Genomic DNA, 23,554 nt, shown 5'->3' with positions numbered 1-23,554 from the left:
GACAATGGATAGGATTAGACATATTTTATTAGGCGAAGTGGTAGGACTATTGCTAATAGTGCTTGTGATTATAATTCTTTTTGAAACTAACTTTGTTTTGCCTGGAGAGATGTCGGGCATGGAGTGGTCGAACGATCTTGTTGTAACACAGTTTGTTATGCAAATTATCACGCTGGCAGTAATACCCTTTGCTCTCTATATGTTTAAAATGGCATTCGTAAGGAAGCAATTAGCAACGTCTACAGAAAAAGCTACAAAAGCACTATTAGTGTGGGGAACTGTTCGTATAGGGCTGATCTGTATTCCCATAATCTTTAATGCTCTCTATTATTATATCTTTGGCTTTGAAGTGAGTTTTTTTTACTTAGCCTTGATCTTATTACTAAGTATTGTTTTCATTTTTCCTACGAAACGAAGATGTGAGAACGAATGTTGTATAACAGAAGAAAACTAGGGGAAAATATGCAAGTCAGCACAAATGCACAGCGATACACGCTGCGGGCACTTGAGCCAGAAGATTTAGAGCTACTCTATAGTATAGAGAACGATGACTCTATTTGGAAAATAGGAGTATCAAATGTACCATATAGTAAATATGTGCTACGTGATTATATAGCCAATTCGCACAATGATATTTATATGGATGGACAAGTGCGTTTAATGATAGAAAACGAACCTAAAGAAGCAATAGGTTTAGTCGATTTAATAAACTTTAATCCAACACATAGCCGTGCCGAGCTTGCTATCGTTTTGGTAGAAACCTATCGCTATCAAGGAATTGGGCAGGCGGTAGTGAAAGAAATTTGTCGGTATGCAGATGAAATTTTACATTTAAATCAAATTTATGCCATTGTTGATAAAAATAATCAACCCTGCCTACAATGTTTGCAAAGTATTGGTTTTGAAGAAGGTGCAGTATTAAAGCGATGGCTTTATACAAATAGAGCCTATACAGATGCCCTTTTATTACAGTATTTTCTTTAAAAAATAATATTTAAGTCTTGGTAGAATAAAAAAAAAATATTACCTTTGCACACGCAAAAAGGAAATAACATCTTTAACAAATAGTTTGGTGTGTTAGTTCAGTTGGTTAGAATGCCTGCCTGTCACGCAGGAGGTCACGAGTTCGAGTCTCGTACACACCGCTAAAAATGTTTTTCCTTGCACATGGTGTGTTAGTTCAGTTGGTTAGAATGCCTGCCTGTCACGCAGGAGGTCACGAGTTCGAGTCTCGTACACACCGCTGAAAGTACTCTGAAATCAAGTACAGAGATTTTTAAAGAATAGCGTAAATATCATAACTTCAAGGAGTTATGATATTTTTGTTTTGTCCCATTTCATTTTTACAGAGCAGGTGTGGCTACAATAAAATGGCTCAGCTAATATTGTTGGGTTTTAATAATATTAATTAAGCCATAGTTATTATGTTTGTTTTGTTTCTTTACAGACATAATAAACCCCGAAAGTTTTATGTCCAACTTTCGGGGATTCACATTAGAATAAGTGTACATTTTTGAAGAGCCTCTTGTCGGATTCGAACCAACGACCCCGAGATTACAAATCACGTGCTCTGGCCAACTGAGCTAAAGAGGCGGGGTGAGCAAGCGATTCTTATCGCACCGCTACAACCTTCTACCCTTGCTATGTTCCCATCCTGGGGGATTTAAAGGGAGCTGGTCGTAAGAGACTTGCTCATGGTTACAAACAGCGTTTCTGTTTTTGCGAGTGCAAAGATAAACATTTTGTTTGAATTACCAACATCTATCTTAATACTTTTTCCCATTTTAACAAAAAAGCTAATTTTAAACCAAGCTATACCTTATATATAATAATTAAGTTGTATTTTTGCATATATGAAATTAGAAGATTACAAAATTTTAAATACCTACGCTTTATACGATGGTATCTACCTTGGGGTGATATGGACAGCAGCCTTTGTATGCTTTTTTGGGGCTGCATACCTTTCTATCCTTGCCCAGTTTAACACTATGCTTGTGTTATGTACTCCTTTTTTCGTAGCTTACCGCTTGCGTTTGATGCGAGACAATGGCTTAGAGGGGTTGCTTAGTTTTAAGCAAGGTATGCTCTATTGTTTTAGAGTATACATCACTGGAGCACTTATTTTTGGCATCATTCAGTATTTATATTTTCATTTTTTAGACAATGGAAGAATGCTGAACGCACTCCTAACGGTACTACAATCGAAAGATGGCGCTGATCTCATAAAGCTTTATGGCTATAAGAGCGATGAAGTAATCAAACTACTTCCACGCATATTCACGCCGGGAAACATTGTGGTTGTGAGTTTTGTTTACGAAATGATTTTCGGATTTTTCCTCAGTATCATCACCTGTTTGATACTAAAGAAATCACCCTATAAACAGATTTAGAATATAGAATTAAAACAATAGAATGGATATTTCAGTTATCATCCCCCTTTATAATGAAGAAGAAAGCTTACCAGAACTACATGCTTGGATTGGTAAAGTAATGAAAGAAAATAATTTCTCTTACGAGATTATCTTCATCAACGACGGATCTACCGATAAGAGTTGGGATATTATCGAAGGACTACGCTCGCAAGACGACCATGTGAAAGGCATCAAATTTCGTCGAAACTATGGCAAGAGTCCTGCTCTCTTCTGTGGTTTTAAGGCTGCACAAGGCGATGTTATCATAACAATGGATGCCGATTTACAGGATTCTCCTGACGAAATTCCAAGTCTATACACCATGATTATGAAAGATGGCAACGACCTTGTAAGTGGATATAAGCAAAAACGTTACGACCCTCTCACAAAGACTATACCTACAAAGCTTTTCAATGCAACTGCAAGGAAGATAAGCGGTGTGCATAATCTTCATGATTTCAATTGTGGGCTGAAGGCATATAAGAAGGATGTTGTGAAGAATATTGAGGTGTATGGTGAAATGCACCGTTACATTCCTTATCTTGCAAAAGAGGCTGGCTTTACAAAGATTGCAGAGAAAGTGGTACACCATCAAGCTCGCAAATATGGGGTATCAAAGTTTGGCATCAACCGCTTCTTTAATGGTTATCTTGACTTATTGACACTTTGGTTTCTCACCAACTTTGGTAAAAAGCCTATGCACGTGTTTGGATTGATGGGAAGTTTTGTATTCTTCATTGGTTTTATGGCACTGTTATGGCTCACCGTTCAGAAATGCTTCATGCTTGCAAATGGGATATATGGCGACTTACTAGTCAATCATGCTTCATTCTACATAGCACTGATTGCAATGGTTTTAGGATCTCAATTTTTCCTTGCAGGCTTCATAGGCGACTTGATTAGTCGTAGCAATCCTCATCGCAATGATTATCAGATAGAAAAAGAATTAGGTTTATAAACGCAAACACGATGGTGAAGAAAAAACTTACATTAGCTCTATCCCTCCTTTTGTTTCTTGGAGGCTTGATATTGAATGCTTGTGCTGGGTTAGATTGCTCACTCAATAGCGGGGTCGCTACTAAATATGTTGTGAAAGGTGATGCCATAGCCGATACGCTCACGGTATTAGCCGTAAGAGAAGGATTAGCAGATACCACCATATTATATAAGCAGAAAAACATTAAAAGCTTCTCGCTTCCTATGAGTTATAACAACGATCAAGATAAGCTAAAATTTATCTTTACCGACACACTAGGCAATATCAAGACGGATGTTGTAACAATAAAGAAGACAAATGTAAGTCATTTAGAAAGTATAGATTGCCCACCTTATTTCTTTCATACGATTACGGGAATAGAAACGACCAACAATCGTATAGACCATATTGATATTAACGATGCAAATGTAAACTTAGATGGAAAAGAAAACTTTTACATTTATTTTAAGCCTAGCAATTAGTCTGTTAGCAATTCTTCCTTCATCAGTTTATGCGCAGAGAAAGAAGATAGTACAAAAGGCTGCTCCTGATACAATACCTTTTTATAGGGGTATAGCTGTTGGAACTGATTTGGTAGGTTCTGCAATGATAGCATTGGGAGATTATGGACAATATGAGGGTATAGTACGCGTAAACCTAAAAGATAAATACTTTCCTACAATAGAAGTAGGAATGGGAAAGGCTAACAAGCTAGAGGAAACGACAGGCATTCATTACGACACTAAGGCACCTTATGCGAGGGTAGGTATCGACTTCAATGTTTTGAAGGATAAGCACGATATATATCGTGTATTAGTGGGTGGAAGAATAGCCTATACAACATTTAAATATAACTTCTCAGGAGGATCTATTCCTGATCCTATTTGGAAAGAAAAAGTACCCTACTCTGCTTCTGATGTAAGTGCTAGTCAGCTCTGGGCGGAAATAGTAGGTGGCTTAGATGCAAAAATTTGGGGACCAATCCGTATGGGTTGGAGTGTAAGATACAAAGCACGCCTCCATCAAAAGCAAGGCGAATACGGAGCAGCATGGTATGTTCCTGGATATGGACGTGGAGACACCTCTCATTTGGGTGCCACGTTCCATGTAATGGTTGAATTTTAAAGAAGAAAAAGGATAATATGAATAAGAAAAAACTATATTGGCAATTACCATTTTTATTGATACTTATCATAGGTAGTATCTATATCATTGCACAACAAAGATCGGCTCCTTACCAAAAAGACGAGGGCTTTATCTTTGGCACAGTATACCACATTACCTATCAAAATGATAATAATTTAAAACAGGATATAGAAGCAGAACTTGACAAGGTTAATAAGACTTTCTCTACCTTTGATAGTACCTCTATCATCTCACTCATTAATCAGAATAAACCCGTAAAGATTAATGATATGTTCGCTGAAATATTCGATCTATCAGAAGAAATATCAACAGAAACCGAAGGTGCGTTCGACATCACGGTGGCACCATTAGTTAACGTGTGGGGATTTGGCTTCAAATCGGGTCAAAAGCCTACGAAAGAAAAGATAGATAGTCTACGACTTCTTGTTGGATATAACAAGGTGAAACTTTATGAAAATGGAGTAAAAAAGAAGAACCCGAAGATAATGCTTGATTGCTCTGCTGTGGCAAAAGGCTATGGATCAGATATTGTAGCACGCTATCTTAGAGAACAAGGTGTCAAGAATTTCATGGTAGAAATTGGTGGAGAAATCGTTACTAGCGGTTTGAGCGAAAACAGACTACCATGGAAGATAGGGGTAACCAAACCTTCAGATAACAAAACAGATATGAATCAAGAGGTAGAAACGATTTTAAACGTTACGGATAAGGCTATGGCAACAAGTGGAAACTATCGTAATTTCTATTATAAGGGAGGAAAGAAGTATGCCCACACCATTGATCCTAAGACTGGTTACCCTGTTCAGCATTCGCTTCTTTCTGCAACCGTTTTGGCAAAAAATTGTGCTACTGCTGATGCTTATGCAACATCATTTATGGTAATGGGAGTAGAAAAAGCTGAAGCCTTACTTGAGAAGCATCCAGAGTTAATGGCTTATTTCATTTACGCTGGACCAAAGGGAGAATTAAAAACATGGTATAGCCCTTCTATGAAGGATAAAATAGCGCAATAGAACTATGTTACAATTATACGATAAACTCATTACATTACCGTTGTTTATAGGCATCGGTCATGAGGAGTTGTCTCAAATTATAACACATATAAAAATAGGTTTCCACAAGATTGAAGCAGGGAAATTTATCTGTACGGAGAATGATAAATGCGAGCAATTATTAATTGTGATCAATGGATCGTTCTCGGTAACATCCTATTCTAACGACCATCGCTATAGCGTTGAAGAGGAAGTGCATACCCCATTAATCCTCCAGCCTTCTCATTTCTTTGGCTTAACATCTTATTATACAAAGACTTTCAAAACAATTACAAAATGCAATCTGATCTCTTTAGATAAGAAAGAAGTCTTAAAACTACTCGAGCAATCACTGATTTTCCGTCTTAACTATCTTAACCTAATTTCAATAAAGGCGCAACAAGCGAGCAAACTACCTTGGGGACGCAAACCAGAAAATATTGAGAAAGCATTTGTCCAGTTTGTAAGAAATCATTGTATTAGCCAATCGGGACATAAAGTAGTGCGCATAAAGATGATTGATTTGGCCTACGAAATACACGAAAGTAGATTAAATATATCAAAGATGCTCAACAATCTTGAAACACAAGGAAAGTTAAGCATTACACGTGGTATCATTACTATTCCATCATTAGAAAAATTGCGTTAAAAACAAGACCTACTATTAAGGTGTTTCTTTTTTTCTTTCTAACTTTGTAGAAATAATAAAAGAAAGCTAGAAAACATGAATGATAATACAAAAAAAGAAGGAAAGCGCATAAATCCTTTTTTTTTACCCTATAATACTCCTCACGAAACAGCTCCTTTCGACAAGATTACACTTGCCGATTACGAGGAAGCTATGCTTGAAGGTATCAGAAGAGATAATGAACAAATAGAAGAGATGCTCAACGATCCTGAAGAGCCTACTTTCGACAATACAATTATCCGTGAAGATAAGCAAGAAGGCAGAAAACATTATTATGATTTGCTAGGGAGAGTAACGAGTGTATTCTTTAATCTTTTGAGTGCCGAAACCAATGATGATATGGATGCTTTGGCTCAAAAGATGAGTCCTATTCTCACAAAACACTCAAACGATATTAGTCTTAACCCAAAAGTTTTTGAACGCATCAAGTATGTATACGAACATCATCGTGAACTTACTCCCGAAGAAGCTAGACTCTTGGAAGATAGCTATGATGGACTAGTAAGAAGCGGTGCACTATTAAGTGAAAAGGACAAAGACAAACTCCGCAAACTTACTGAGGAGGCTAGTGTGCTTTCACTACAATTCTCTCAAAACGTTTTGAAAGAAAACAAAGCTTATTCCTTACATATTACCGACGAGAAAAAGCTAGAGGGAATACCTGATACTGCATTAGAAGTAGCTAAAGAAGCTGCTAAAGAACATGAGCTTGAAGGATGGGTATTTACGCTTGATATGCCTAGCTATAGTCCTTTTATTACTTACTGCAAGGACAGAGCACTTAGAAAAGAAATTTTCATGGCACGAAATACCATTTGCACAAAAGATAATGAGGAGAATAACCTAGAAATTTGCAAACGATTAGTGAACTTGCGTCGTGAAATGGCTCAACTTTTAGGTTATGAAACCTATGCCGACTATGTTATGAAATATCGTATGGCGGCAAAGGTGGAGAATGTATATAAACTCTTTGATAATCTGCTTGAAGCATATAAGCCCACTGCAATGAAAGAAAGAGACGAGGTCATTGCACTTGCTAAAGAACAAGAAGGCGAAAACTTTGAAATGATGGCATGGGATTCGGCTTATTATTCTCATCAGTTGCAATTAAAGAAATACAACCTCGACCCAGAAGAACTTCGTCCTTACTTTGAAGTAAACAATGTGATCAAAGGAGTATTCGGCTTAGCAACGCGCTTATATGGCATCACATTCAAGGAAAACAAAGACATTCCAGTTTATCACCCTGATGTAAAACCATACGAAGTTTATGATGAAGACGGGTCTTATTTAGCCGTTTTGTATGTTGATTTCCATCCTCGCAAAGGTAAGCGTGATGGTGCGTGGATGACTGAATATCAAGGACAATGGATAGACAAGAAAGGCGAGAACCATCGCCCACATACTTCATTAGTGATGAACCTAAGCAAGCCAACAGATGAAAAACCTGCCTTGCTTCGCTTAGGTGAAGTAGAAACTTTCTTGCATGAGTTTGGACATTCGCTTCATGGCATATTTGCCAACACTCGTTTTGAAAGCCTATCAGGTACAAATGTATGGTGGGATTTTGTAGAATTACCTTCACAATTTATGGAAAATTTTGCTATTGAGAAAGATTTTCTACGCACCTTTGCCTTCCATTACCAAACAGGCGAACCTATTCCAGACGAATTAATCGAGAAGATTGTAGCAAGTCGCAACTATAACGTGGCTTCGGCTTGTCTTCGCCAAGTAAGTTTTGGACTACTTGATATGGCTTACTACACACAAAAAGAAGAATTTACCGAAGATATTATTCCTTTCGAGAAAAAAGCATGGGAGAAAGCCATCATAGGTAAGCAATTACCTGACACTTGTATGACGGTTCAATTCTCTCATATTATGGCGGGGGGATATTCTGCTGGATACTATAGCTATAAATGGGCGGAAGTGTTAGATGCTGATGCCTTTAGCATGTTTAAAAAGAATGGTATCTTTGACAAGACTACGGCTAAAAGCTTCCGAGATAATATTCTCTCAAAGGGTGGAACCGAACATCCGATGACACTTTATAAACGCTTCCGTGGACAAGAACCAACAATAGATGCACTTCTTGAACGTAATGGAATAAAAAACAATAAAGCATAGTTGCCTCTGGCAGCCTATAGGCTTAAAATTTCACTAGCACCAATTGTCAAAACTACAATATATGGATAAAAAACAATATCTTCTTGATTATAGATACTTGCGTATGGCACGTATATGGGCAGAAAACTCCTACTGTAAACGTCGCCAAGTGGGTGCACTAGTAGTGAAAGACAAGATGATCATTAGCGATGGATATAATGGGACTCCAAGTGGTTTTGAAAATGTGTGTGAGGACGACAATAATATAACCAAACCATACGTGCTTCATGCCGAAGCTAATGCCATAACAAAATTGGCACGAAGTGGAAATAACAGTGAGGGGTCTACGCTTTATGTTACAGCATCTCCATGTATTGAATGTGCTAAACTCATCATTCAGGCTGGTATAAAGCGATTAGTATATGCAGAGAAATATCGTTTAACAGATGGTATCGACTTGCTTGAGCGTGCCAACATCGAGGTGATACACATTGATTTTGAGGAAAAACCAAAATAATATTTAATATATAGTTAAGACCGATTATGAGTCAAAACAAGAACAACCGATTTATGCCACTGTGGCTATCACTTTGTGTAGTAATAGGAATACTTATTGGTACTTTCTATGCTAACCACTTTGCCGGTAATCGTTTGAACATCATTAATAGTGGAAGTAGTCGCTTAAACAATCTTCTTCATATTATAGATGATCAGTATGTAGATTCTGTTAATATCAACGAACTTGTAGATAAAGCCATTCCACAAATTCTTGCCGAACTCGATCCTCACTCTGTGTATATCAGCGCAAAGGATGTTCAGACTGCTACCGATGACCTAAAAGGCTCATTCTCAGGGGTGGGCATAGAATTTACTATTCGTGAAGATACTATTCGTGTGCAAAATGTAATAAAAGATGGTCCAGCCGATAATGCAGGTATCCTTGCAGGCGATAATGTGGTAAGCATTGATGGAAAATCATTCGTGGGTAAAGTCGTTACTAACGAGGAAGCGATGCATCGCTTGAAGGGTGCTAAAGGTTCTAAGGTAAAGTTAGGTGTCAAACGATATGGAGGTAAAAACATAAAATATATTACCATTACACGTGGAGACATAGCAGTAAGAAGTGTTTCGTCTGTTTATATGCTCAACGACACCACAGGTTATCTTCGCATAAAGAGTTTTGGCGAACGCACCTATGCTGAGATGCTAGCGGCTTTGCAAAAGCTATATATTCAAGGAGCAAAGAATATAGTCTTTGACCTACGCGACAATGGTGGGGGCTTGCTAGAGTCTGCAGCTCAAATGGCTAACGAATTCTTACCAAAGAACAGACTAATCGTCTATACGCAGGGACGCAAAAGTCCACGCCAAGAATACCGTAGCAATGGCAAGGGAGCTTATCAAAAGATACCTATGGTGGTATTAATCAATGAGGGAACCGCTTCTGCCGCAGAGATCTTTGCAGGTGCAATGCAAGACAACGATCGCGCCACCGTTGTAGGACGTCGCTCTTTCGGTAAGGGATTGGTTCAACAACAAATTCAATTCCCCGATGGTAGCATGATCCGACTTACCATTGCCCGCTATTATTCGCCTTCGGGTAGATGTATTCAAAAGCCATTCAAGCCAGGTGATAATGCAGATTATCAACAAGATATTCTTACACGCTATCAGCATGGAGAATTTTTCTCTCAAGATAGTATCAAGCATGTAGGTCCTGTATTTCATACCACGCTTGGGCGAAACGTTTATGGGGGTGGTGGTATCACGCCCGACATCTTCGTACCAGAGGATACTATTAATTTCACATCTTATTATAAACAAGCAGCAATGAGCGGATTAATCTTACAATATGCTTTCCAATATACGGATAAGAACCGCCCTACTTTATCAAAATACACTGATATGGAAACGCTTGCTAGCTATCTGCATCGTCAAAACTTGGTAGAAGAATTTGCAAATTATGCTAATAACAATGGATTGCGTCGTAGAAACCTTATGATTAAGAAGTCGCACACTTTGCTTGAAAATTACATCAATAGTCGTATCATCTACAATATCTTAGATGAAACAGCCTGGATGCAATATCTCAACTTGGACGATGCTACTGTTAAAGAGGCTTTAGATGTATTCAAACATGGAAATGCTTTCCCAAAGAAACCTACCCCAAAAGCTAAGAATAAGCCTAAACATTATGCTTATTCCACAACTACTCTAGGATGGCACAATAATAACTTAATAGCTTCAAGCAAGCAAATAAAAGTTTGCTAACATAAAAAATGCAGAGATAGTATTAATATTGACTATCTCTGCATTTTTTTACCTAAACAAAAAAACTATCGCAATGGAAACTATTAGCATACAAGAAAAGAAGAAAGCATTACGAAAAGAAATAAAAAGTCGTAAAGCAAACTATAGCAAAGAGGAGCTAAAGACTATCTCAAAACCCATTATAGATAAATTACTAGAAGATGAATTGATCAAAAATGCTCATCTTATTATGGCATACTTCTCTATGCCCGATGAAGTATATACCCACACTTTACTCGATCGGCTTCTGCTTCTAGGCAAAGAGGTTTTACTCCCTGTTGTTATCTCTAAAACCGACATGGAGATAAGATACTATAAAGGCAAAGCAAATATGCAAATAGGAGCTTATGGCATTTTAGAGCCTATGGGAGAAGCTTTTACCAACTTTAAGAAGATTGATACTATCATTGTGCCTGGCGTAGCTTTTGACCATAGTGGCAACCGTATGGGGCATGGTTGTGGTTATTATGACCGCTTTCTTCCTAAAGCTACTCATGCGAAACTCCTCGGTATATGCTTTCCTTTTCAAGTGGTAGATGAAATACCTACAGAGGACACCGATCAGACTATAGACAAACTTGTTTTTTAATACGCTAAAAAATAATAAGCATTCATAGGGATAAATAATATTCCTATCCTACTAACTTTAGCAAATCGCTAAAGCTACTTATAATGTATGTCGCACCAGCAGCTTTTAACTCATCGCGCGTGCCATTGCCATAATCTACACCACACGTAAGCGAACCAGCTCGAACACCCATCAAAATATCAAACTTAGTATCACCCACTATAATAGCCTCATCGGCTTTAATCCCGAAATGCGTTAATGTTTTGAGTACAGGCTCAGGATCGGGTTTGTGCTTTACGGTATCATCCACGCCCAGCAAAAACTGAATATCGTTTTTAAGATCAAACTCAGCAACATAGTTTTCTAACGAACCTCTTCCTCTACTACTAGCTATAGTTACAATATAGCCGCGCGCTGATAATTCTTTTATCGTCTCTATCACACAAGGGAAAGGTACAACAGCTCCCTTTACGTTTAACTGATCAAAGATATTATGATAAGTATCTCTACACTTTTCTGCCTCGGCTTTATCTATATTAAAAAGTGAGATAAAAGCTTGAACAAGTGGTAATCCAATAGTTGATGCACAGGCTTCACGCGAACGCAACGGCAAATGAAGGGCTTCTATTGTGGCTTGAAAGGTATCCAAAATAAGCTGTTGAGTATCGCCCATCGTACCATCAAAATCTAATATAACTAGCTTTATCTTTTTTTCTAATCTATCCATCAACACCCCTTTTTCCGTATCAAACAATCTTTTCTTTTACTTATTTTCTATAGGCTTAATAGTGCCTCTATTAACCACCGTAACACCTTTTACGTGCTTAAATGCTAACATTGCATCATTGATATTCCATATTGTGGGAATCTTGATAGCCACACTGCTAATGCTCTTATAATCATTTAGCAACTCGCATTTATTTTTCTTGATCGCCTTTAGCAAAGGTTTCTTTCCTACCTTAGCATCGTAAGATACAATAAGCGTATTGGGAGTATATTCTGATTGATCATTATGCTTCAATTTTTCTACCCACGAATAAGTATCCTCTTGCTCTTCGCTATCATCAGGTACATCGCCCATAATAGCATCCTTAATAGGACATTGAGCCTTCACCGTTACCGATCCTAGACTTATAAAACCAAAAAGCATAAGTCCATACACATATATTTGCTTCATAATTACTTCTTTTTTAAACATCTAAAATTACAAGACAAAGGTAGGCATAAAATTAGGCTACACCTTAGAAATATACCTTTTTTCCAATATCTTTAATATCTTTGTATAAGATAGGCGGCATTCGGCAAATTGTAAGCAAGCTTACTTTGCACTCATTTGCACTATCTTTGTATAAGATAGGCGGCATTCGGCAAATTGTAAGCAAGCTTACTTTGCGCTCGTTTGCACTATTTTTACAAACTTGCATAAGGCTTCATTAAAACTTTCATAACAGTATTTTACGTACTAATAGGATACTGTTTTAATAGTAATTGCTGACTGTTTTAATGACAGAACATCAGTTATTATTAGAAAAATAAATTAAAAATAGAGTAAAAATAATTTATTTTTGATATAAAAATAAATTAAAAATGGTTTGAAACGATAATCTTTTTATAGTAAGAAGATGATCTTTAGCCACTTAAAAACTTAACACTTACCACTCAAAACTTTATAGCGTAGCCAGGCAACAATGATTTTTATTAGAAAAAATTGACTACCTTTGTAGAAGATAGGCTACACTCGGAATTTTGAAAGTAAGCTTTCATTTTCCGTCGTTTGCACTATCTTTGCATATATTATAATCTATCATTAATATAACAAAAACTGATCAATGAATAAATCATTTCTCGCTGCCGTAGTATGCTCATTTCTTTGTCAGAGCGCAATTGCTCACGAAACTACTACGCTTAAAAAAGCGCTTACGCATACTTGTACAAACGATGCTATCACGACCTATATCAGTAAACGACCTAAAGAAGCCGATCGTTTATTCAAATCGGACGTGATTGATAAGGAGATAAAACGCATCGTAAAGATGCTAAAAAACAAAAAGCTTGCATGGATGTTTGAAAATTGCTTTCCAAATACCCTTGACACCACAGTACATTATACGGTAGATGCTAATGGCAATCCTGACACCTTCGTATATACAGGCGACATTCCTGCTATGTGGCTTCGCGACTCTGGAGCGCAAGTGTGGCCCTACCTACAATTTGCCAATAAGGACAAGCGCATCAAGGACATGATCAAAGGCACTATCCTACGCCAATTTAAGTTTATCAATATTGACCCTTACGCAAATGGCTTTAATCGCATCCCCGACCCAAAGGGCGAGAATATGGCAGATACTGGTATGAAACCTGAATTACACGAGCGTAAATACGAAATCGACTCACTTTGCTACCCTATTCGTTTAGCATACGCTTACTGGAAGACTACGGGCGATGCAAGTATCTTTGGCGAAGAATGGCAAAAAGCTATTAAGAATGTGTTGATAGTATTTCGCGAACAACAAAAGAAAAATGGCAGAGGATCCTACTCTTTCCTTCGCATTACCGACCGTGCTTACGACACACTAAGCAATGCAGGTTGGGGTACTCCTGTTAAAGCAGTAGGGCTTATTGCTTCAGCTTTCCGCCCTTCCGATGATGCTACTACATTCCAATTTCTCATTCCTTCCAATTTTATGGCAGTATCATCGCTCAAGAAGTCGGCAGAAATCCTTACCTCCATTAATAATGATGCCACTACTGCCGCAGAATGTTCGTCGTTAGCAAGCGAAGTAAGCAAAGCTTTAAGCGAATATGCTGTATACAACCATCCAAAATATGGCAAAGTATATGCTTTCGAGGTAGACGGCTTTGGTAATCATCTTCTTATGGACGATGCCAATGTTCCAAGCCTTTTAGCCATGCCTTACCTTGGCGATGTAGATGTTAACGACCCTATTTACCAAAACACACGCCGTCTTGTTTGGAGCGAGGATAATCCTTTCTTCCACCGTGGCAAAGCTGGTGAAGGCATTGGGGGACCACATATTGGCGTGGATATGATATGGCCCATGTCTATCATGATGCGCGCTTTTACATCTACCAGTGATGAAGAAATAAAACAGTGTCTCACCATGCTCCTCAACACTGACGCTGGCACAGGCTTTATCCACGAGTCGTTTCATAAGGACGATGCTAACAACTTCACACGCCCTTGGTTTGCATGGCAAAACACTTTGTTTGGAGAACTTATTGTAAAGCTTGTCAACGAAGGTAAAACAGACCTATTGAATAGCTTATAAAATGACTCTCAATACGACTTAATTAGGAACTACAAATAAAGTGAACCCCGAAAGTTGAATAACACTTTCGAGGTTCATTTCATTTTGCTATATGCTCAATATTTTAAGATAATCCCACTACGTCTATCATAGGAGAAGGTAATGTTTCACAGGAATAAGTTGGGCTTAGGAGTTAAAAGAGTTATAGTTCCGCCAGCTCCTATTTCTTCATATAGGGATCAGTACCGAGTACGGCTTGTGCTACAGCTTTTGTACGCTCTCTCAACTTATCAATATCAGTATCAATATCATCATAGCAAAGAGCTATTCCCATGCGTCTGCCTACATGAGCTACAGGCTTGCCAAAGATGCGAATATAAGTCTTATCTTCTTCATAAGCAGCAGTGAGATTGTAATCTAGCTGTTTATCACTCTCTATAGGTGATAGGATAACTGCCGAACAACCAGCATGCTCTAAGTGAATGGCTGGGATAGGAAATCCCATAGCAGCACGGAAGTGGAGTTCAAACTCACTAAGATTGGTTGTGTGGGCAAGTGTTACCATACCAGTGTCGTGTGGTCGAGGAGAAAGTTCAGAAAAGATTACTTCTCCATCGGTAGTATAGAAGAATTCTACGCCCCAAATACCATAACCTGTTAGCGCACTAGTAACTTCTTTTGCTATGTGTTGAGCCTCTTTTAAAGCAGTTTCAGGAAGTGCAAAGGGTAACCAGCTCTCACGGAAATCGCCCCCTTTTTGCACATGACCGATAGGAGGGCAGAAAAGAGTTTTACCATTCTTTTGGGTTACAGTGAGGAGGGTAAATTCACGATCGAAGTGGATAAACTCTTCGATGATGATCTCCTTAACATCGCCACGTGCGCCCTCCATTGCTGCATGGAAAGCAGGATCAATGTCGTTCTTTTCGTGAATATAACTTTGACCATGTCCGCTAGAACTCATCAATGGCTTTACCACACAAGGAATACCGATTTCGTTTACGGCTACAGTAAATTCGTCGTAAGTGCTAGCATAGCGATATTTTGCAGTGCGCAAGCCCAGTTTTTGTGAAGCAAGATCGCGAATAGCACGACGGTTCATCGTATAGTTAACAGCTTTTGCAGAGGGAACTACTTGTATACCCTGTGCTTCAAAGTCGAACAGTTTCTCGGTTCGGATAGCTTCTATTTCACAGATAATCATATCTGGAGCGTGCTTCTCAACGATAGCTTGTAGCGCATCACCATCTAGCATATTGATAACCTCACGTTCGTCAGCCACTTGCATAGCAGGCGCATTGTTGTAATGATCACAAGCAATAACATATTGTCCTGCACGTTTTGCAGCTATGGTAAACTCCTTTCCTAGCTCCCCAGAGCCAAGTAATAAGATCTTTTTCATTACTTTTATTAGGTTTTATATATTAATAGAAAAGAGCTAGACTGAATATTTTTCACAGTCTAGCTCTTGATTATTTTGTTTTAACGCCCCTTTTGGGTGTACATCATATCGTAATACTTTTGGTAATCGCCTGAAGTAACCTCTTCTATCCACTGCTGATTTTCAAGATTCCATTTGATAGTTTTCACAATGCCTTCAGCAAACATTGTTTCAGGATACCAGCCCAGTTCGTTCTTAATCTTAGTAGGATCGATAGCATAGCGTGCGTCGTGTCCTAAGCGATCGGGTACATGGGTAATAAGAGCATTATTGATCCAATCGATGGTAATATCGCCGTTAGCATCTTTCTCTTGCTTTTTTAATATCTTACGCAAGCTCTTATCAGCTTCCATCATATCGTGGATGGTCTTAATAGTGAGCTTTACGATGTCAATATTCTTCATTTCATTGTGTCCACCTACGTTGTAAACCTCACCTTCGCGCCCCTCACGCACCACCATATCAATGGCTTTGCAATGATCCTCTACATAGAGCCAGTCGCGTACATTTAAGCCCTCTCCATATACAGGAAGGCTCTTGCCTTTAAGAATGTTGTTGATAATTAATGGTATCAGCTTCTCTGGGAAGTGATAAGGACCATAGTTGTTAGAGCATCGTGTAATACTAACAGGCATGTGGAAAGTATCTTTGTATGCCATTACGAAGTGATCGGCACTTGTCTTAGATGCCGAATATGGGCTATGAGGGCAGAGCGGTGTAGCTTCTGTAAAATAGCCTTCAGCACCTAGTGAGCCATACACCTCATCGGTAGATACCTGATGATAACGCTTACCAGCCTTCCATGTAGGATAGCCTTGCGCATCTTTACCTGTTACCCATGCACGCTTAGCGGCATCCATAAGGCATTGTGTACCCAAGATGTTTACAGAAAGGAATAGCTGAGGATCTTCGATAGAACGATCGACATGGCTTTCTGCTGCAAAATTGACAAGGTAATCAATGTCGTGTTCTGCAAATAGCTTATCGAGCAATTGAGCATCACGAATATCTCCCTTTACAAAGAAACAACGCTTGTTGTCAATGTCGGCTTTGATAGTACCTAAATTGCCTGCATAAGTTAGTGCATCGAGAACAATTACTTTGATATCCTCGTTTTGATACTTCTTGTTAAGCAAATACTTAATGAAGTTAGCGCCGATAAAACCAGCAGCTCCTGTAACTAGATATGTCTTCATCTTTTTATAGTATTGTTTTTTATTAAATGTCTTGTCTATTCTCTTGGGGAAGCTTCCTGACGATCATTAGAATAATGCTAGTAGAGAGGGCTACAAATGCTAAGGAAATAGTTATCAAAATATTGGTGCTAATATATCCAAAAACATAGCTCACTACAATACATATAATAATAAATAGCCCGACAATACTCCATATTATAAGGGCTCTTGCACGTGTCATATCTTATATTTTTAGAAAGCTTATTTTATAGATATTCTCCTTATAAATTAAATTTCTTCTGGATCAACTCTGCAATATAGCAAACAGTATTCTCTATACCAAGCAAATGAGAGTCGATACATAGGTCGTAACTTGTAGCATGTCCCCATTCTTTACCCGTGTAGTAATTATAATATTTTGAGCGAATTTCATCACCCTTTTCGAGGATCTTCTGTGCCTTCTCCTTTGTACACTTCGTGCGTTGACAAATGTTCTCAACACGCTTATCAAATGGTGCTGTTATGAAGATATTAATCATATTCTTTTTTTCACGAAGAATATAATCGGCTGTTCTTCCCACGAAAACGCATCGTGGACTCTTTTCTGCAGCTTCTAAAATAGCTTCACTTTGTAGTTGATATAAGCTCTCTTGTGAGAAGTTGTTTTTATAGAAATCATTATCGCCCATCATAGGTAAACGAAAATTGCAGAGCGACTTAAAGAAACCTTTCTGCTCATCGTTTTGTTCGAAGAACTTCTCAGAAAAGCCACTTTCTTTAGCAGCTATATTGAGGATTTCCTTATCATAGAATTGGCAACCAAACCGCTTTGCGAGTAGTTCGGCAACGGCTCTACCGCCACTACCTAGTTGTCTACCTATATTAATAATTAATTCGTTTTCCATAATTCTTTATTGTTAGGGATAGTATTCTTCTGTTGTTCCGCTTTTAATTTTCTTATATTCCATATAAGGATACTTATACTAATAAGCCATGCTGTGGAATCGCTCACAGGCAACGCATACCACACACCATCAAGACGATAGAAAAGTGGTAAGATATAAAGTGCAGGAAGAAGTATTAATAATTGTCTTGATAAGGATAAGAAAATGCTTATCTTTACCTTTCCAATACATAAGAAAAAGAAAGAGGTAACCATTTGTGATCCTATAAGCAAAAACATCATCATATTAATATGGATAGCTTTTATCGAATGGCGAATAAGATCGGGATCTTTTGTAAAGAGGCGCGCACAATAATAAGGGGCAAAGATACTCAATAGCCATCCTGCTGTCATTACTAGTGTAGCACCTATGATAGTAAGTTTCAGCACATAAAGCAACCGATCAATCTGTTGTGATCCGTAATTATAACCTGCTATAGGCTGCATTCCTTGATTAAGCCCTATAACGAACATTACAAAAATAGTTGCAATACTATTTGCAATACCATAAGCACCTACAGCCATATCACCACCATATTTTACCAACTGATTATTCATAAAGATGACGATGATGCACGCACAAAGGTTCATCAAGAAAGGTGAAACTCCCACACTGATAATGTTATTAACCAAACGTTTCTTTAAGCGATAAATACCTTGTTTGAGATGTAATAGTTGTGTCTTATCTGCAAACAAAGACATTTGCCAACAAAGCGCAAGTGCTTGAGAAATAACAGTGGCGAAAGCTGCTCCTTTGATCCCCCAACCTAGCCAACATATAAAGATAGCATCAAGGATAATATTCATTACTACTGTAAAGATAGTAGCCATCATGGCGTGGCGAGGTTTCGATGCAGCGCGCAACACTGCATTCATACTAAAATACATGTGTGAGACGACATTGCCTGCTAAGATAATTTGCATAAAGCTTTTAGCGTATGGTAATGTTGTAGCACTAGCTCCAAAGAAGCGTAAGATAGGCTCAAGGAAGATTAAGCTAATGAAGCCAAAGCTCAAACCAATAATGATATTAAGTATGATCGTATTTCCTAAAAGATTTTCTGCCGTAGCATAGTCTTTTTGTCCAAGTTTTACGCTAATAGATGTAGAGGATCCCACACCAATAGCAGCTCCAAAAGCTGCTCCAAGGTTCATAAAAGGGAAAGTGATGGCTAAACCAGAAATAGCCATTGGCCCAACATACTGACCTATAAAAATACGGTCAATAATGTTATACAATGACGAAGCAATCATTGCAATAATAGCTGGCAAAGCGTATTGAAGAAGGAGTTTCCCTATTGGTTTGGTGCCAAGTTCCAGTGTCGCTTGTTTATTATCCATATTAAAATTGTATGTTTGCAAATTTACTAAAAATAAAGTATTCTTTTCGCTCTACGTTTATTTATTTTTCCCAAGTTCTCACCTTTATAAAAAAAAATAATATACTTTTGCAGTATAGTGTAATGTGATATAATACTCCAAATATGAATATACAAGCTCTCTCTTTAAAGGATTTGAACGAACTTGTATCTGAAGTTATTCGGCTTCAGATACGTGGTTCATATTGGTTAGAGGCTGAATTATCGCAAATGAATGAGAATAGAGGGCATTGCTATATGGAGTTTGTTCAGAAGGATGAGACTTCAAATAATATTATAGCACGAGCTTCAGGAAGATGCTGGGCTAGTACATGGTCGCAAATAAAGCTATACTTTGAGCGGATAACTGGTCAAACTCTTCATGCTGGTATGAAAATAATGGTGCAAGTTTCTCCACAATTCCATGTACAATATGGCTTTTCTTGGATAGTGGAAGACATCAATCCTGAGTTTACAATGGGTGATATGATGCGTAAGCGTAATGAGATTATAGCCCAATTAAAGGACGAAGGGGTTTTCGATTTACAAAAAGAATTACGACTCTCGTCCTTTGCTTCACGCATTGCTATTATCTCTTCTAACACCGCAGCAGGTTATGGCGACTTTTGCAACCAACTAGCCAATAACGAATTTGGATTAACTTTCCAAACCGAGCTTTTCCAAGCCACGATGCAAGGCAATAGGGCTGAAGGAGATATTATTGCTTGCTTGAATGAAATCAATGCACGCGAAGAGGAATTTGATGTGGTAGTAATTATTCGAGGAGGCGGTGCTACGGCTGATTTGAGTAGTTTTGATACGCTTTTATTGGCAGAGAATGTAGCTAACTTCCCCTTACCTATCATCACTGGTATTGGACACGATCGTGATGAGAGTGTACTCGATCTTGTATCTTTTCTTAAAGTTAAGACGCCAACTGCCGCTGCTGCTTTCTTGATCGAGCGATTAAGTAGTACTCTTTCTCGTGTATTAGAAGCAGAAAAAAATATTCATGATTATGTTCATCTCCGTTTAGAAAGGGAGTATAATCATCTCAACAATTTGGCTTCACGTGTACCTTTGCTCTTCTCCGTAGTAAAAACTCAACAAGAGTTTCATCTTGACCGTTTGTTGCAAAAAATGATAACAACAATGACGGCTTATTTACATCAAGAACAGCATAAAGTAGAAATACGTTACAACCAATTACTATCGGGAGTTCAACGCACTATAACAGATAATAAATATCACATCAACTTAATAGAGCAGAAGCTAAAATCGCTTGATCCTGAGATTTTATTAAAACGAGGATACAGTATGACATTAAGCAATGGAAAGGTAATTACCAATGCTAATCAACTAAAAGATGGTGATGTTTTAACAACGAAATTGTCGGAAGGTGAAGTAAAATCAATCGTAAAAAAATAAACAAATGAAAAAGATAAATTATGAAGAGGCTGTAAAGCAGTTAGAAGATATTGTAGCAAAGATGGAAGATGGCGAAATGGATCTTGAATCAATGACCACCCAATTAAAGAAAGCACAAGAACTAGTGAAACTTTGCAAAGATCGTTTAACACAGACTGATAAGGACATTCAAGCACTCCTTAAAAAAGAATAACCAATTAAACTTTGTTAGCTCTAACCTTTATCGTATTTTGTTCTAGCAATGGAAGCACAATTTCTGACGAGTACGCCCTCGCAAGAGATTGATATTCATCTATACCCTATGTTGAGGCTTGTTCTGATGCTCATCATTGGAATAAGTCTAGGTTATAGCTTTTATGCATCTATTCCGTGTTATCTTTGGGCTTTCCTTTTGCTTACTAGTCTACTCACAAGTTTATTTTTAAGTAGGAAGAAGCTAGGGCAAAGTCTATGTGTCTTTGCGCTTCTTGTGTCTTTAGGTGGTTTTTTGGCTTCTTTTTCCTATTCTAAGCTAGGGATAAAACTACCTAGAGGTAAGCGTTTGTACAATGCGGTATTGCTTACCGAACCTATTCAGCATGGTAAAGTTATGCAAGCAGATATGTTAATCCTTACCCAAAAAGTACCATTAAAGATAAAAGCCTCTATCTTACGAGATACCATTACCCAGCATTACTCCACCCTACATTTAGCCGATGGCGTGCAATTATATGGCGAATTGCAACATCCTACTAACTTTATCAACTCCCATTTTGATTATGCCGAATACTTAAAGCTACATGGTTATGGCGCCGAACTCTTTATCTTTGATAGTCAATGGCAAATAGCAAAGGTTAGTTTAGCACCTATGAATATTGTAGATAGAACACTATTGCGGGCAAATGTGCTACGCCAAAAGTATGCTAAACTGCTAAAAACTACACTTAATGAAAGCCAACTAGCGGTAGTTTCCGCTATGATGCTGGGCGATAAATCGTATATTAGTAAAAGTTTAAAAGACGATTATTCCATTACTGGAGCGAGTCATGTGCTTGCTCTTTCAGGATTACATCTTAGTATTATCTATGCCATTCTATGGATGTTATTCACGTCCTTGGGTAATATCTTAACGCTATTCAAGCGAAAAGAGCTTAAAAACCTTTTCCTTCTTCTTACTATTTGGGCTTATGTATTTTTAGTAGGCTTTTCTCCCTCTGTTGTCCGATCTGCTTTAATGCTTTCGGTTTATTCTTTTATTGCTTTGTTAGGGCGTGATAAAATGTCCCTCAACACCTTAGCAGTGGCAGCTTTTTGCATTCTTCTTTACGATCCACTGACACTGTTTGATGTAAGTTTCCAATTGTCGTTCTCTGCTGTAGCTTCCATTCTCTTGTTTTATCCTATTTTCAACGCATGGTTCTGTTCAGATTTCTTCATTAAACATAAATGGTTATTATGGTTTCCTCAGATGGTTGCCATGACACTTTCGGCTCAAATAGGTACAGCCCCCTTAGTGGCTTTCTATTTTTCTAAATTCTCCACTTACTTCCTTCTCAGTAGTTTTGTTGCCATTCCTTGCACCACTATTATCCTTTATGCAGGGGTAACCTTCTTTGCTTTTGTGTGGTTTGCCCCTTTACAGTGGTTGGCTATTGAAGTGTTATCTTTTACAACCATCTTTCTCAACACCTCTCTTCATTGGCTTGCTACTTTACCAAAGGCTAGTATCTCTATTCATCATCTTACAGTTTTACAAGTGATCTTAATCTATTTCATGCTCCTTATTCTCTTAACGCTAATGACTTTCTTTGGGAGGCGGATCAAGTTTAGATAAAAAAATGGTAACTTTGCACACGTATGCAACGTTATTTTATCACATTATCCTATGACGGTAGTAAGTATCACGGTTGGCAAATTCAACCAAACGGATCGTCGGTACAAGAAACTTTAGAAAAAGCCATTTCTGTTTTATTGCGTGAACCTATTGCCATTATTGGTGCAGGGCGCACCGATGCTGGTGTTCATGCTCGTATGATGGTAGCTCACTTTGATTTTACAGGTAGTGTCGATTGTCATCAAATGGTTTATCGCTTAAATCGCCTCTTGCCTCACGACATTTCAGTAAGCAAGATAGAACCTGTAACGAATGATCTTCATGCACGTTTTTCAGCCTCTCGTCGTACCTATCATTATTACTTGCATACACAGAAGAATATCTATCAGCGCCAATATTCTTGCTATATGAGTTATGCGCTCGATTTCGATTTGATGAACGAAGCTGCACAATATCTCATTGGAACAAAAGATTTTAAATGTTTTTGTAAGGCTGGTGCCGATGTAAAAACTACTATTTGCGAACTTACTGAGGCACGTTGGGTTCCTATTCGTGCAGAGCTTTCAATGCCTTTGAGTTCTAAAGAACAACCCACCGATTGGTGCTTTATTATCTCTGCTAATCGCTTCCTTCGCAATATGGTGCGTGCTGTAGTGGGTACTTTAGTGGATGTAGGACGAGGAAAACTATCTCTTGAAGCGTTTAAAGCCATTGTTGATGGCGGAACTCGAAGCGATGCAGGTGAGAGTATGCCTGGCAATGCGTTGTTTTTATGGGAAGTAATATATTAATTGAGAATTGAGAATAGAGAGTTGAGAGTTGAAAATTAAGTCCAATAACATTTACCAATTCGTTAAAATTCTCAATTATCAACTCTCAATTGCCAATTCG

At 38.1% G+C, this 23,554-nt stretch carries 23 protein-coding genes, 3 tRNA genes and 1 other RNA gene; 19 read left to right on the top strand and 8 right to left on the bottom strand.

From position 1 onward, the window contains the following. Positions 1–4 precede the first annotated feature (4 nt). From PREBIDRAFT_RS10385 to PREBIDRAFT_RS10370, 4 genes are all read left to right on the top strand, one after another. On the top strand, positions 5–454 hold the full coding sequence (locus tag PREBIDRAFT_RS10385) for a hypothetical protein (RefSeq protein WP_004337594.1): 450 nt from the start codon (positions 5–7) through the stop codon (positions 452–454). Between the two features lie 8 nt (positions 455–462). Then, complete coding sequence (locus PREBIDRAFT_RS10380) at positions 463–984, top strand: GNAT family N-acetyltransferase (protein WP_004337593.1); 522 nt, start codon at positions 463–465, stop codon at positions 982–984. An 87-nt stretch (positions 985–1,071) separates the two neighbouring features. Beyond that, positions 1,072–1,145 (top strand) — tRNA-Asp (locus PREBIDRAFT_RS10375). A gap of 24 nt (positions 1,146–1,169) precedes the next feature. Continuing rightward, positions 1,170–1,243, top strand: a tRNA-Asp gene (locus PREBIDRAFT_RS10370). A 276-nt stretch (positions 1,244–1,519) separates the two neighbouring features. Here the strand turns inward: PREBIDRAFT_RS10370 and PREBIDRAFT_RS10365 are convergent. Together PREBIDRAFT_RS10365 and ffs are read right to left on the bottom strand one after the other, a co-directional pair. Further along, positions 1,520–1,593: transfer RNA gene (locus tag PREBIDRAFT_RS10365), tRNA-Thr, on the bottom strand. A 4-nt stretch (positions 1,594–1,597) separates the two neighbouring features. Further along, positions 1,598–1,694, bottom strand: an RNA gene (ffs, locus tag PREBIDRAFT_RS10835) — signal recognition particle sRNA small type. 159 nt (positions 1,695–1,853) lie between these two features. On the opposite strand from ffs, the gene PREBIDRAFT_RS10360 reads away from it, so the two are divergent. The 10 genes from PREBIDRAFT_RS10360 to PREBIDRAFT_RS10315 all read left to right on the top strand — a co-directional run bounded on the left by PREBIDRAFT_RS10360 (position 1,854) and on the right by PREBIDRAFT_RS10315 (position 11,257). Then, positions 1,854–2,390, top strand: a complete 537-nt coding sequence (locus tag PREBIDRAFT_RS10360) for a DUF4199 domain-containing protein (protein ID WP_004337592.1) — start codon at positions 1,854–1,856, stop codon at positions 2,388–2,390. A 22-nt stretch (positions 2,391–2,412) separates the two neighbouring features. Further along, positions 2,413–3,369: a glycosyltransferase family 2 protein gene (locus PREBIDRAFT_RS10355; protein ID WP_004337591.1), complete on the top strand. Its 957-nt coding sequence runs from the start codon at positions 2,413–2,415 to the stop codon at positions 3,367–3,369. Positions 3,370–3,380: 11 nt separating this feature from the next. Beyond that, entirely contained in the window at positions 3,381–3,869 is a 489-nt protein-coding gene (locus PREBIDRAFT_RS10350) for a DUF6452 family protein (protein WP_004337590.1), read from the top strand. Then, positions 3,826–4,512, top strand: a complete 687-nt coding sequence (locus PREBIDRAFT_RS10345; protein ID WP_004337589.1) for a DUF6048 family protein — start codon at positions 3,826–3,828, stop codon at positions 4,510–4,512. Before PREBIDRAFT_RS10350 ends, PREBIDRAFT_RS10345 begins: the two co-directional genes overlap by 44 nt. A 17-nt stretch (positions 4,513–4,529) precedes the next feature. After that, positions 4,530–5,546 carry an FAD:protein FMN transferase gene (locus tag PREBIDRAFT_RS10340; RefSeq protein ID WP_004337588.1) on the top strand — a complete coding sequence of 339 codons (1,017 nt, stop codon included), beginning with the start codon at positions 4,530–4,532 and terminating at the stop codon, positions 5,544–5,546. A gap of 4 nt (positions 5,547–5,550) precedes the next feature. Further along, positions 5,551–6,213, top strand: a complete 663-nt coding sequence (locus PREBIDRAFT_RS10335) for a Crp/Fnr family transcriptional regulator (protein WP_004337587.1) — start codon at positions 5,551–5,553, stop codon at positions 6,211–6,213. A 75-nt stretch (positions 6,214–6,288) separates the two neighbouring features. After that, the gene (locus PREBIDRAFT_RS10330) at positions 6,289–8,379 is read left to right on the top strand and encodes a M3 family metallopeptidase (RefSeq protein ID WP_004339882.1); all 2,091 of its coding nucleotides are present in this window, start codon (positions 6,289–6,291) and stop codon (positions 8,377–8,379) included. A gap of 61 nt (positions 8,380–8,440) precedes the next feature. After that, on the top strand, positions 8,441–8,875 hold the full coding sequence (locus tag PREBIDRAFT_RS10325) for a deoxycytidylate deaminase (protein WP_004337585.1): 435 nt from the start codon (positions 8,441–8,443) through the stop codon (positions 8,873–8,875). Positions 8,876–8,901: 26 nt separating this feature from the next. Continuing rightward, on the top strand, positions 8,902–10,629 hold the full coding sequence (locus PREBIDRAFT_RS10320) for a S41 family peptidase (RefSeq protein WP_004337584.1): 1,728 nt from the start codon (positions 8,902–8,904) through the stop codon (positions 10,627–10,629). 73 nt (positions 10,630–10,702) lie between these two features. After that, the gene (locus tag PREBIDRAFT_RS10315) at positions 10,703–11,257 is read left to right on the top strand and encodes a 5-formyltetrahydrofolate cyclo-ligase (RefSeq protein ID WP_004337583.1); all 555 of its coding nucleotides are present in this window, start codon (positions 10,703–10,705) and stop codon (positions 11,255–11,257) included. Between the two features lie 43 nt (positions 11,258–11,300). On the opposite strand, the gene PREBIDRAFT_RS10310 is transcribed toward PREBIDRAFT_RS10315, so the two are convergent. Both PREBIDRAFT_RS10310 and PREBIDRAFT_RS10305 read right to left on the bottom strand, forming a co-directional pair. Then, complete coding sequence (locus tag PREBIDRAFT_RS10310) at positions 11,301–11,963, bottom strand: HAD family hydrolase (protein WP_004337582.1); 663 nt, start codon at positions 11,961–11,963, stop codon at positions 11,301–11,303. A gap of 36 nt (positions 11,964–11,999) precedes the next feature. Further along, positions 12,000–12,413, bottom strand: coding sequence for a hypothetical protein (locus PREBIDRAFT_RS10305; protein WP_004337581.1), 414 nt, complete (start codon positions 12,411–12,413; stop codon positions 12,000–12,002). A gap of 652 nt (positions 12,414–13,065) precedes the next feature. On the opposite strand from PREBIDRAFT_RS10305, the gene PREBIDRAFT_RS10300 reads away from it, so the two are divergent. Next, on the top strand, positions 13,066–14,526 hold the full coding sequence (locus PREBIDRAFT_RS10300; protein ID WP_004337580.1) for a glycoside hydrolase family 125 protein: 1,461 nt from the start codon (positions 13,066–13,068) through the stop codon (positions 14,524–14,526). Between the two features lie 199 nt (positions 14,527–14,725). Here PREBIDRAFT_RS10300 and purT read toward each other — a convergent pair whose 3' ends face one another. The 4 genes from purT to PREBIDRAFT_RS10280 all read right to left on the bottom strand — a co-directional run bounded on the left by purT (position 14,726) and on the right by PREBIDRAFT_RS10280 (position 19,405). Further along, complete coding sequence (gene purT / locus PREBIDRAFT_RS10295; RefSeq protein ID WP_004337579.1) at positions 14,726–15,907, bottom strand: formate-dependent phosphoribosylglycinamide formyltransferase; 1,182 nt, start codon at positions 15,905–15,907, stop codon at positions 14,726–14,728. Between the two features lie 80 nt (positions 15,908–15,987). Beyond that, positions 15,988–17,142 (bottom strand): dTDP-glucose 4,6-dehydratase, encoded by a 1,155-nt coding sequence (rfbB, locus tag PREBIDRAFT_RS10290; RefSeq protein ID WP_004337578.1) that lies wholly within the window; start codon positions 17,140–17,142, stop codon positions 15,988–15,990. Positions 17,143–17,402: 260 nt separating this feature from the next. Next, the gene (locus PREBIDRAFT_RS10285; RefSeq protein ID WP_004337577.1) at positions 17,403–18,026 is read right to left on the bottom strand and encodes a cytidylate kinase-like family protein; all 624 of its coding nucleotides are present in this window, start codon (positions 18,024–18,026) and stop codon (positions 17,403–17,405) included. After that, positions 18,011–19,405 (bottom strand): MATE family efflux transporter, encoded by a 1,395-nt coding sequence (locus PREBIDRAFT_RS10280; protein ID WP_004337576.1) that lies wholly within the window; start codon positions 19,403–19,405, stop codon positions 18,011–18,013. The genes PREBIDRAFT_RS10285 and PREBIDRAFT_RS10280 overlap by 16 nt, the downstream gene beginning before the upstream one ends. 143 nt (positions 19,406–19,548) lie before the next feature. Between PREBIDRAFT_RS10280 and xseA the strand changes: the two genes are divergently transcribed. Genes xseA through truA form a run of 4 tightly spaced genes read left to right on the top strand, consistent with a single transcriptional unit; the run spans position 19,549 to position 23,454 of the window. Then, positions 19,549–20,850 carry an exodeoxyribonuclease VII large subunit gene (gene xseA / locus PREBIDRAFT_RS10275; RefSeq protein WP_004337574.1) on the top strand — a complete coding sequence of 434 codons (1,302 nt, stop codon included), beginning with the start codon at positions 19,549–19,551 and terminating at the stop codon, positions 20,848–20,850. Positions 20,851–20,854: 4 nt separating this feature from the next. Continuing rightward, positions 20,855–21,043: an exodeoxyribonuclease VII small subunit gene (xseB, locus tag PREBIDRAFT_RS10270; RefSeq protein ID WP_004337572.1), complete on the top strand. Its 189-nt coding sequence runs from the start codon at positions 20,855–20,857 to the stop codon at positions 21,041–21,043. A gap of 48 nt (positions 21,044–21,091) precedes the next feature. Continuing rightward, entirely contained in the window at positions 21,092–22,663 is a 1,572-nt protein-coding gene (locus PREBIDRAFT_RS10265; protein WP_004337570.1) for a ComEC/Rec2 family competence protein, read from the top strand. Between the two features lie 23 nt (positions 22,664–22,686). After that, positions 22,687–23,454 carry a tRNA pseudouridine(38-40) synthase TruA gene (gene truA / locus PREBIDRAFT_RS10260; protein WP_004337568.1) on the top strand — a complete coding sequence of 256 codons (768 nt, stop codon included), beginning with the start codon at positions 22,687–22,689 and terminating at the stop codon, positions 23,452–23,454. Positions 23,455–23,554: the final 100 nt, after the last annotated feature.

It is taken from the genome of Prevotella bivia DSM 20514 (genome assembly GCF_000262545.1).
Classification (GTDB): Bacteria; Bacteroidota; Bacteroidia; order Bacteroidales; family Bacteroidaceae; genus Prevotella; species Prevotella bivia.
The sequence above is the reverse complement of the archived record's forward strand: the minus strand, read 5'-3'. Positions and strand labels throughout refer to the sequence as shown.

Coding starts and splice junctions, on each gene's coding strand:
- PREBIDRAFT_RS10355 (WP_004337591.1), top strand. CDS start 2,413: ATGGATATTTCAGTTATCATCCCCCTTTATAATGAAGAAGAAAGCTTA.
- PREBIDRAFT_RS10280 (WP_004337576.1), bottom strand. CDS start 19,405: ATGGATAATAAACAAGCGACACTGGAACTTGGCACCAAACCAATAGGG.
- truA (WP_004337568.1), top strand. CDS start 22,687: ATGCAACGTTATTTTATCACATTATCCTATGACGGTAGTAAGTATCAC.
- PREBIDRAFT_RS10305 (WP_004337581.1), bottom strand. CDS start 12,413: ATGAAGCAAATATATGTGTATGGACTTATGCTTTTTGGTTTTATAAGT.
- PREBIDRAFT_RS10335 (WP_004337587.1), top strand. CDS start 5,551: ATGTTACAATTATACGATAAACTCATTACATTACCGTTGTTTATAGGC.
- PREBIDRAFT_RS10265 (WP_004337570.1), top strand. CDS start 21,092: ATGGAAGCACAATTTCTGACGAGTACGCCCTCGCAAGAGATTGATATT.
- PREBIDRAFT_RS10385 (WP_004337594.1), top strand. CDS start 5: ATGGATAGGATTAGACATATTTTATTAGGCGAAGTGGTAGGACTATTG.
- PREBIDRAFT_RS10340 (WP_004337588.1), top strand. CDS start 4,530: ATGAATAAGAAAAAACTATATTGGCAATTACCATTTTTATTGATACTT.
- PREBIDRAFT_RS10325 (WP_004337585.1), top strand. CDS start 8,441: ATGGATAAAAAACAATATCTTCTTGATTATAGATACTTGCGTATGGCA.
- PREBIDRAFT_RS10310 (WP_004337582.1), bottom strand. CDS start 11,963: ATGGATAGATTAGAAAAAAAGATAAAGCTAGTTATATTAGATTTTGAT.
- xseA (WP_004337574.1), top strand. CDS start 19,549: ATGAATATACAAGCTCTCTCTTTAAAGGATTTGAACGAACTTGTATCT.
- PREBIDRAFT_RS10360 (WP_004337592.1), top strand. CDS start 1,854: ATGAAATTAGAAGATTACAAAATTTTAAATACCTACGCTTTATACGAT.
- PREBIDRAFT_RS10380 (WP_004337593.1), top strand. CDS start 463: ATGCAAGTCAGCACAAATGCACAGCGATACACGCTGCGGGCACTTGAG.
- rfbB (WP_004337578.1), bottom strand. CDS start 17,142: ATGAAGACATATCTAGTTACAGGAGCTGCTGGTTTTATCGGCGCTAAC.
- purT (WP_004337579.1), bottom strand. CDS start 15,907: ATGAAAAAGATCTTATTACTTGGCTCTGGGGAGCTAGGAAAGGAGTTT.
- PREBIDRAFT_RS10320 (WP_004337584.1), top strand. CDS start 8,902: ATGAGTCAAAACAAGAACAACCGATTTATGCCACTGTGGCTATCACTT.
- PREBIDRAFT_RS10315 (WP_004337583.1), top strand. CDS start 10,703: ATGGAAACTATTAGCATACAAGAAAAGAAGAAAGCATTACGAAAAGAA.
- PREBIDRAFT_RS10285 (WP_004337577.1), bottom strand. CDS start 18,026: ATGGAAAACGAATTAATTATTAATATAGGTAGACAACTAGGTAGTGGC.
- PREBIDRAFT_RS10300 (WP_004337580.1), top strand. CDS start 13,066: ATGAATAAATCATTTCTCGCTGCCGTAGTATGCTCATTTCTTTGTCAG.
- xseB (WP_004337572.1), top strand. CDS start 20,855: ATGAAAAAGATAAATTATGAAGAGGCTGTAAAGCAGTTAGAAGATATT.
- PREBIDRAFT_RS10350 (WP_004337590.1), top strand. CDS start 3,381: ATGGTGAAGAAAAAACTTACATTAGCTCTATCCCTCCTTTTGTTTCTT.
- PREBIDRAFT_RS10330 (WP_004339882.1), top strand. CDS start 6,289: ATGAATGATAATACAAAAAAAGAAGGAAAGCGCATAAATCCTTTTTTT.
- PREBIDRAFT_RS10345 (WP_004337589.1), top strand. CDS start 3,826: ATGGAAAAGAAAACTTTTACATTTATTTTAAGCCTAGCAATTAGTCTG.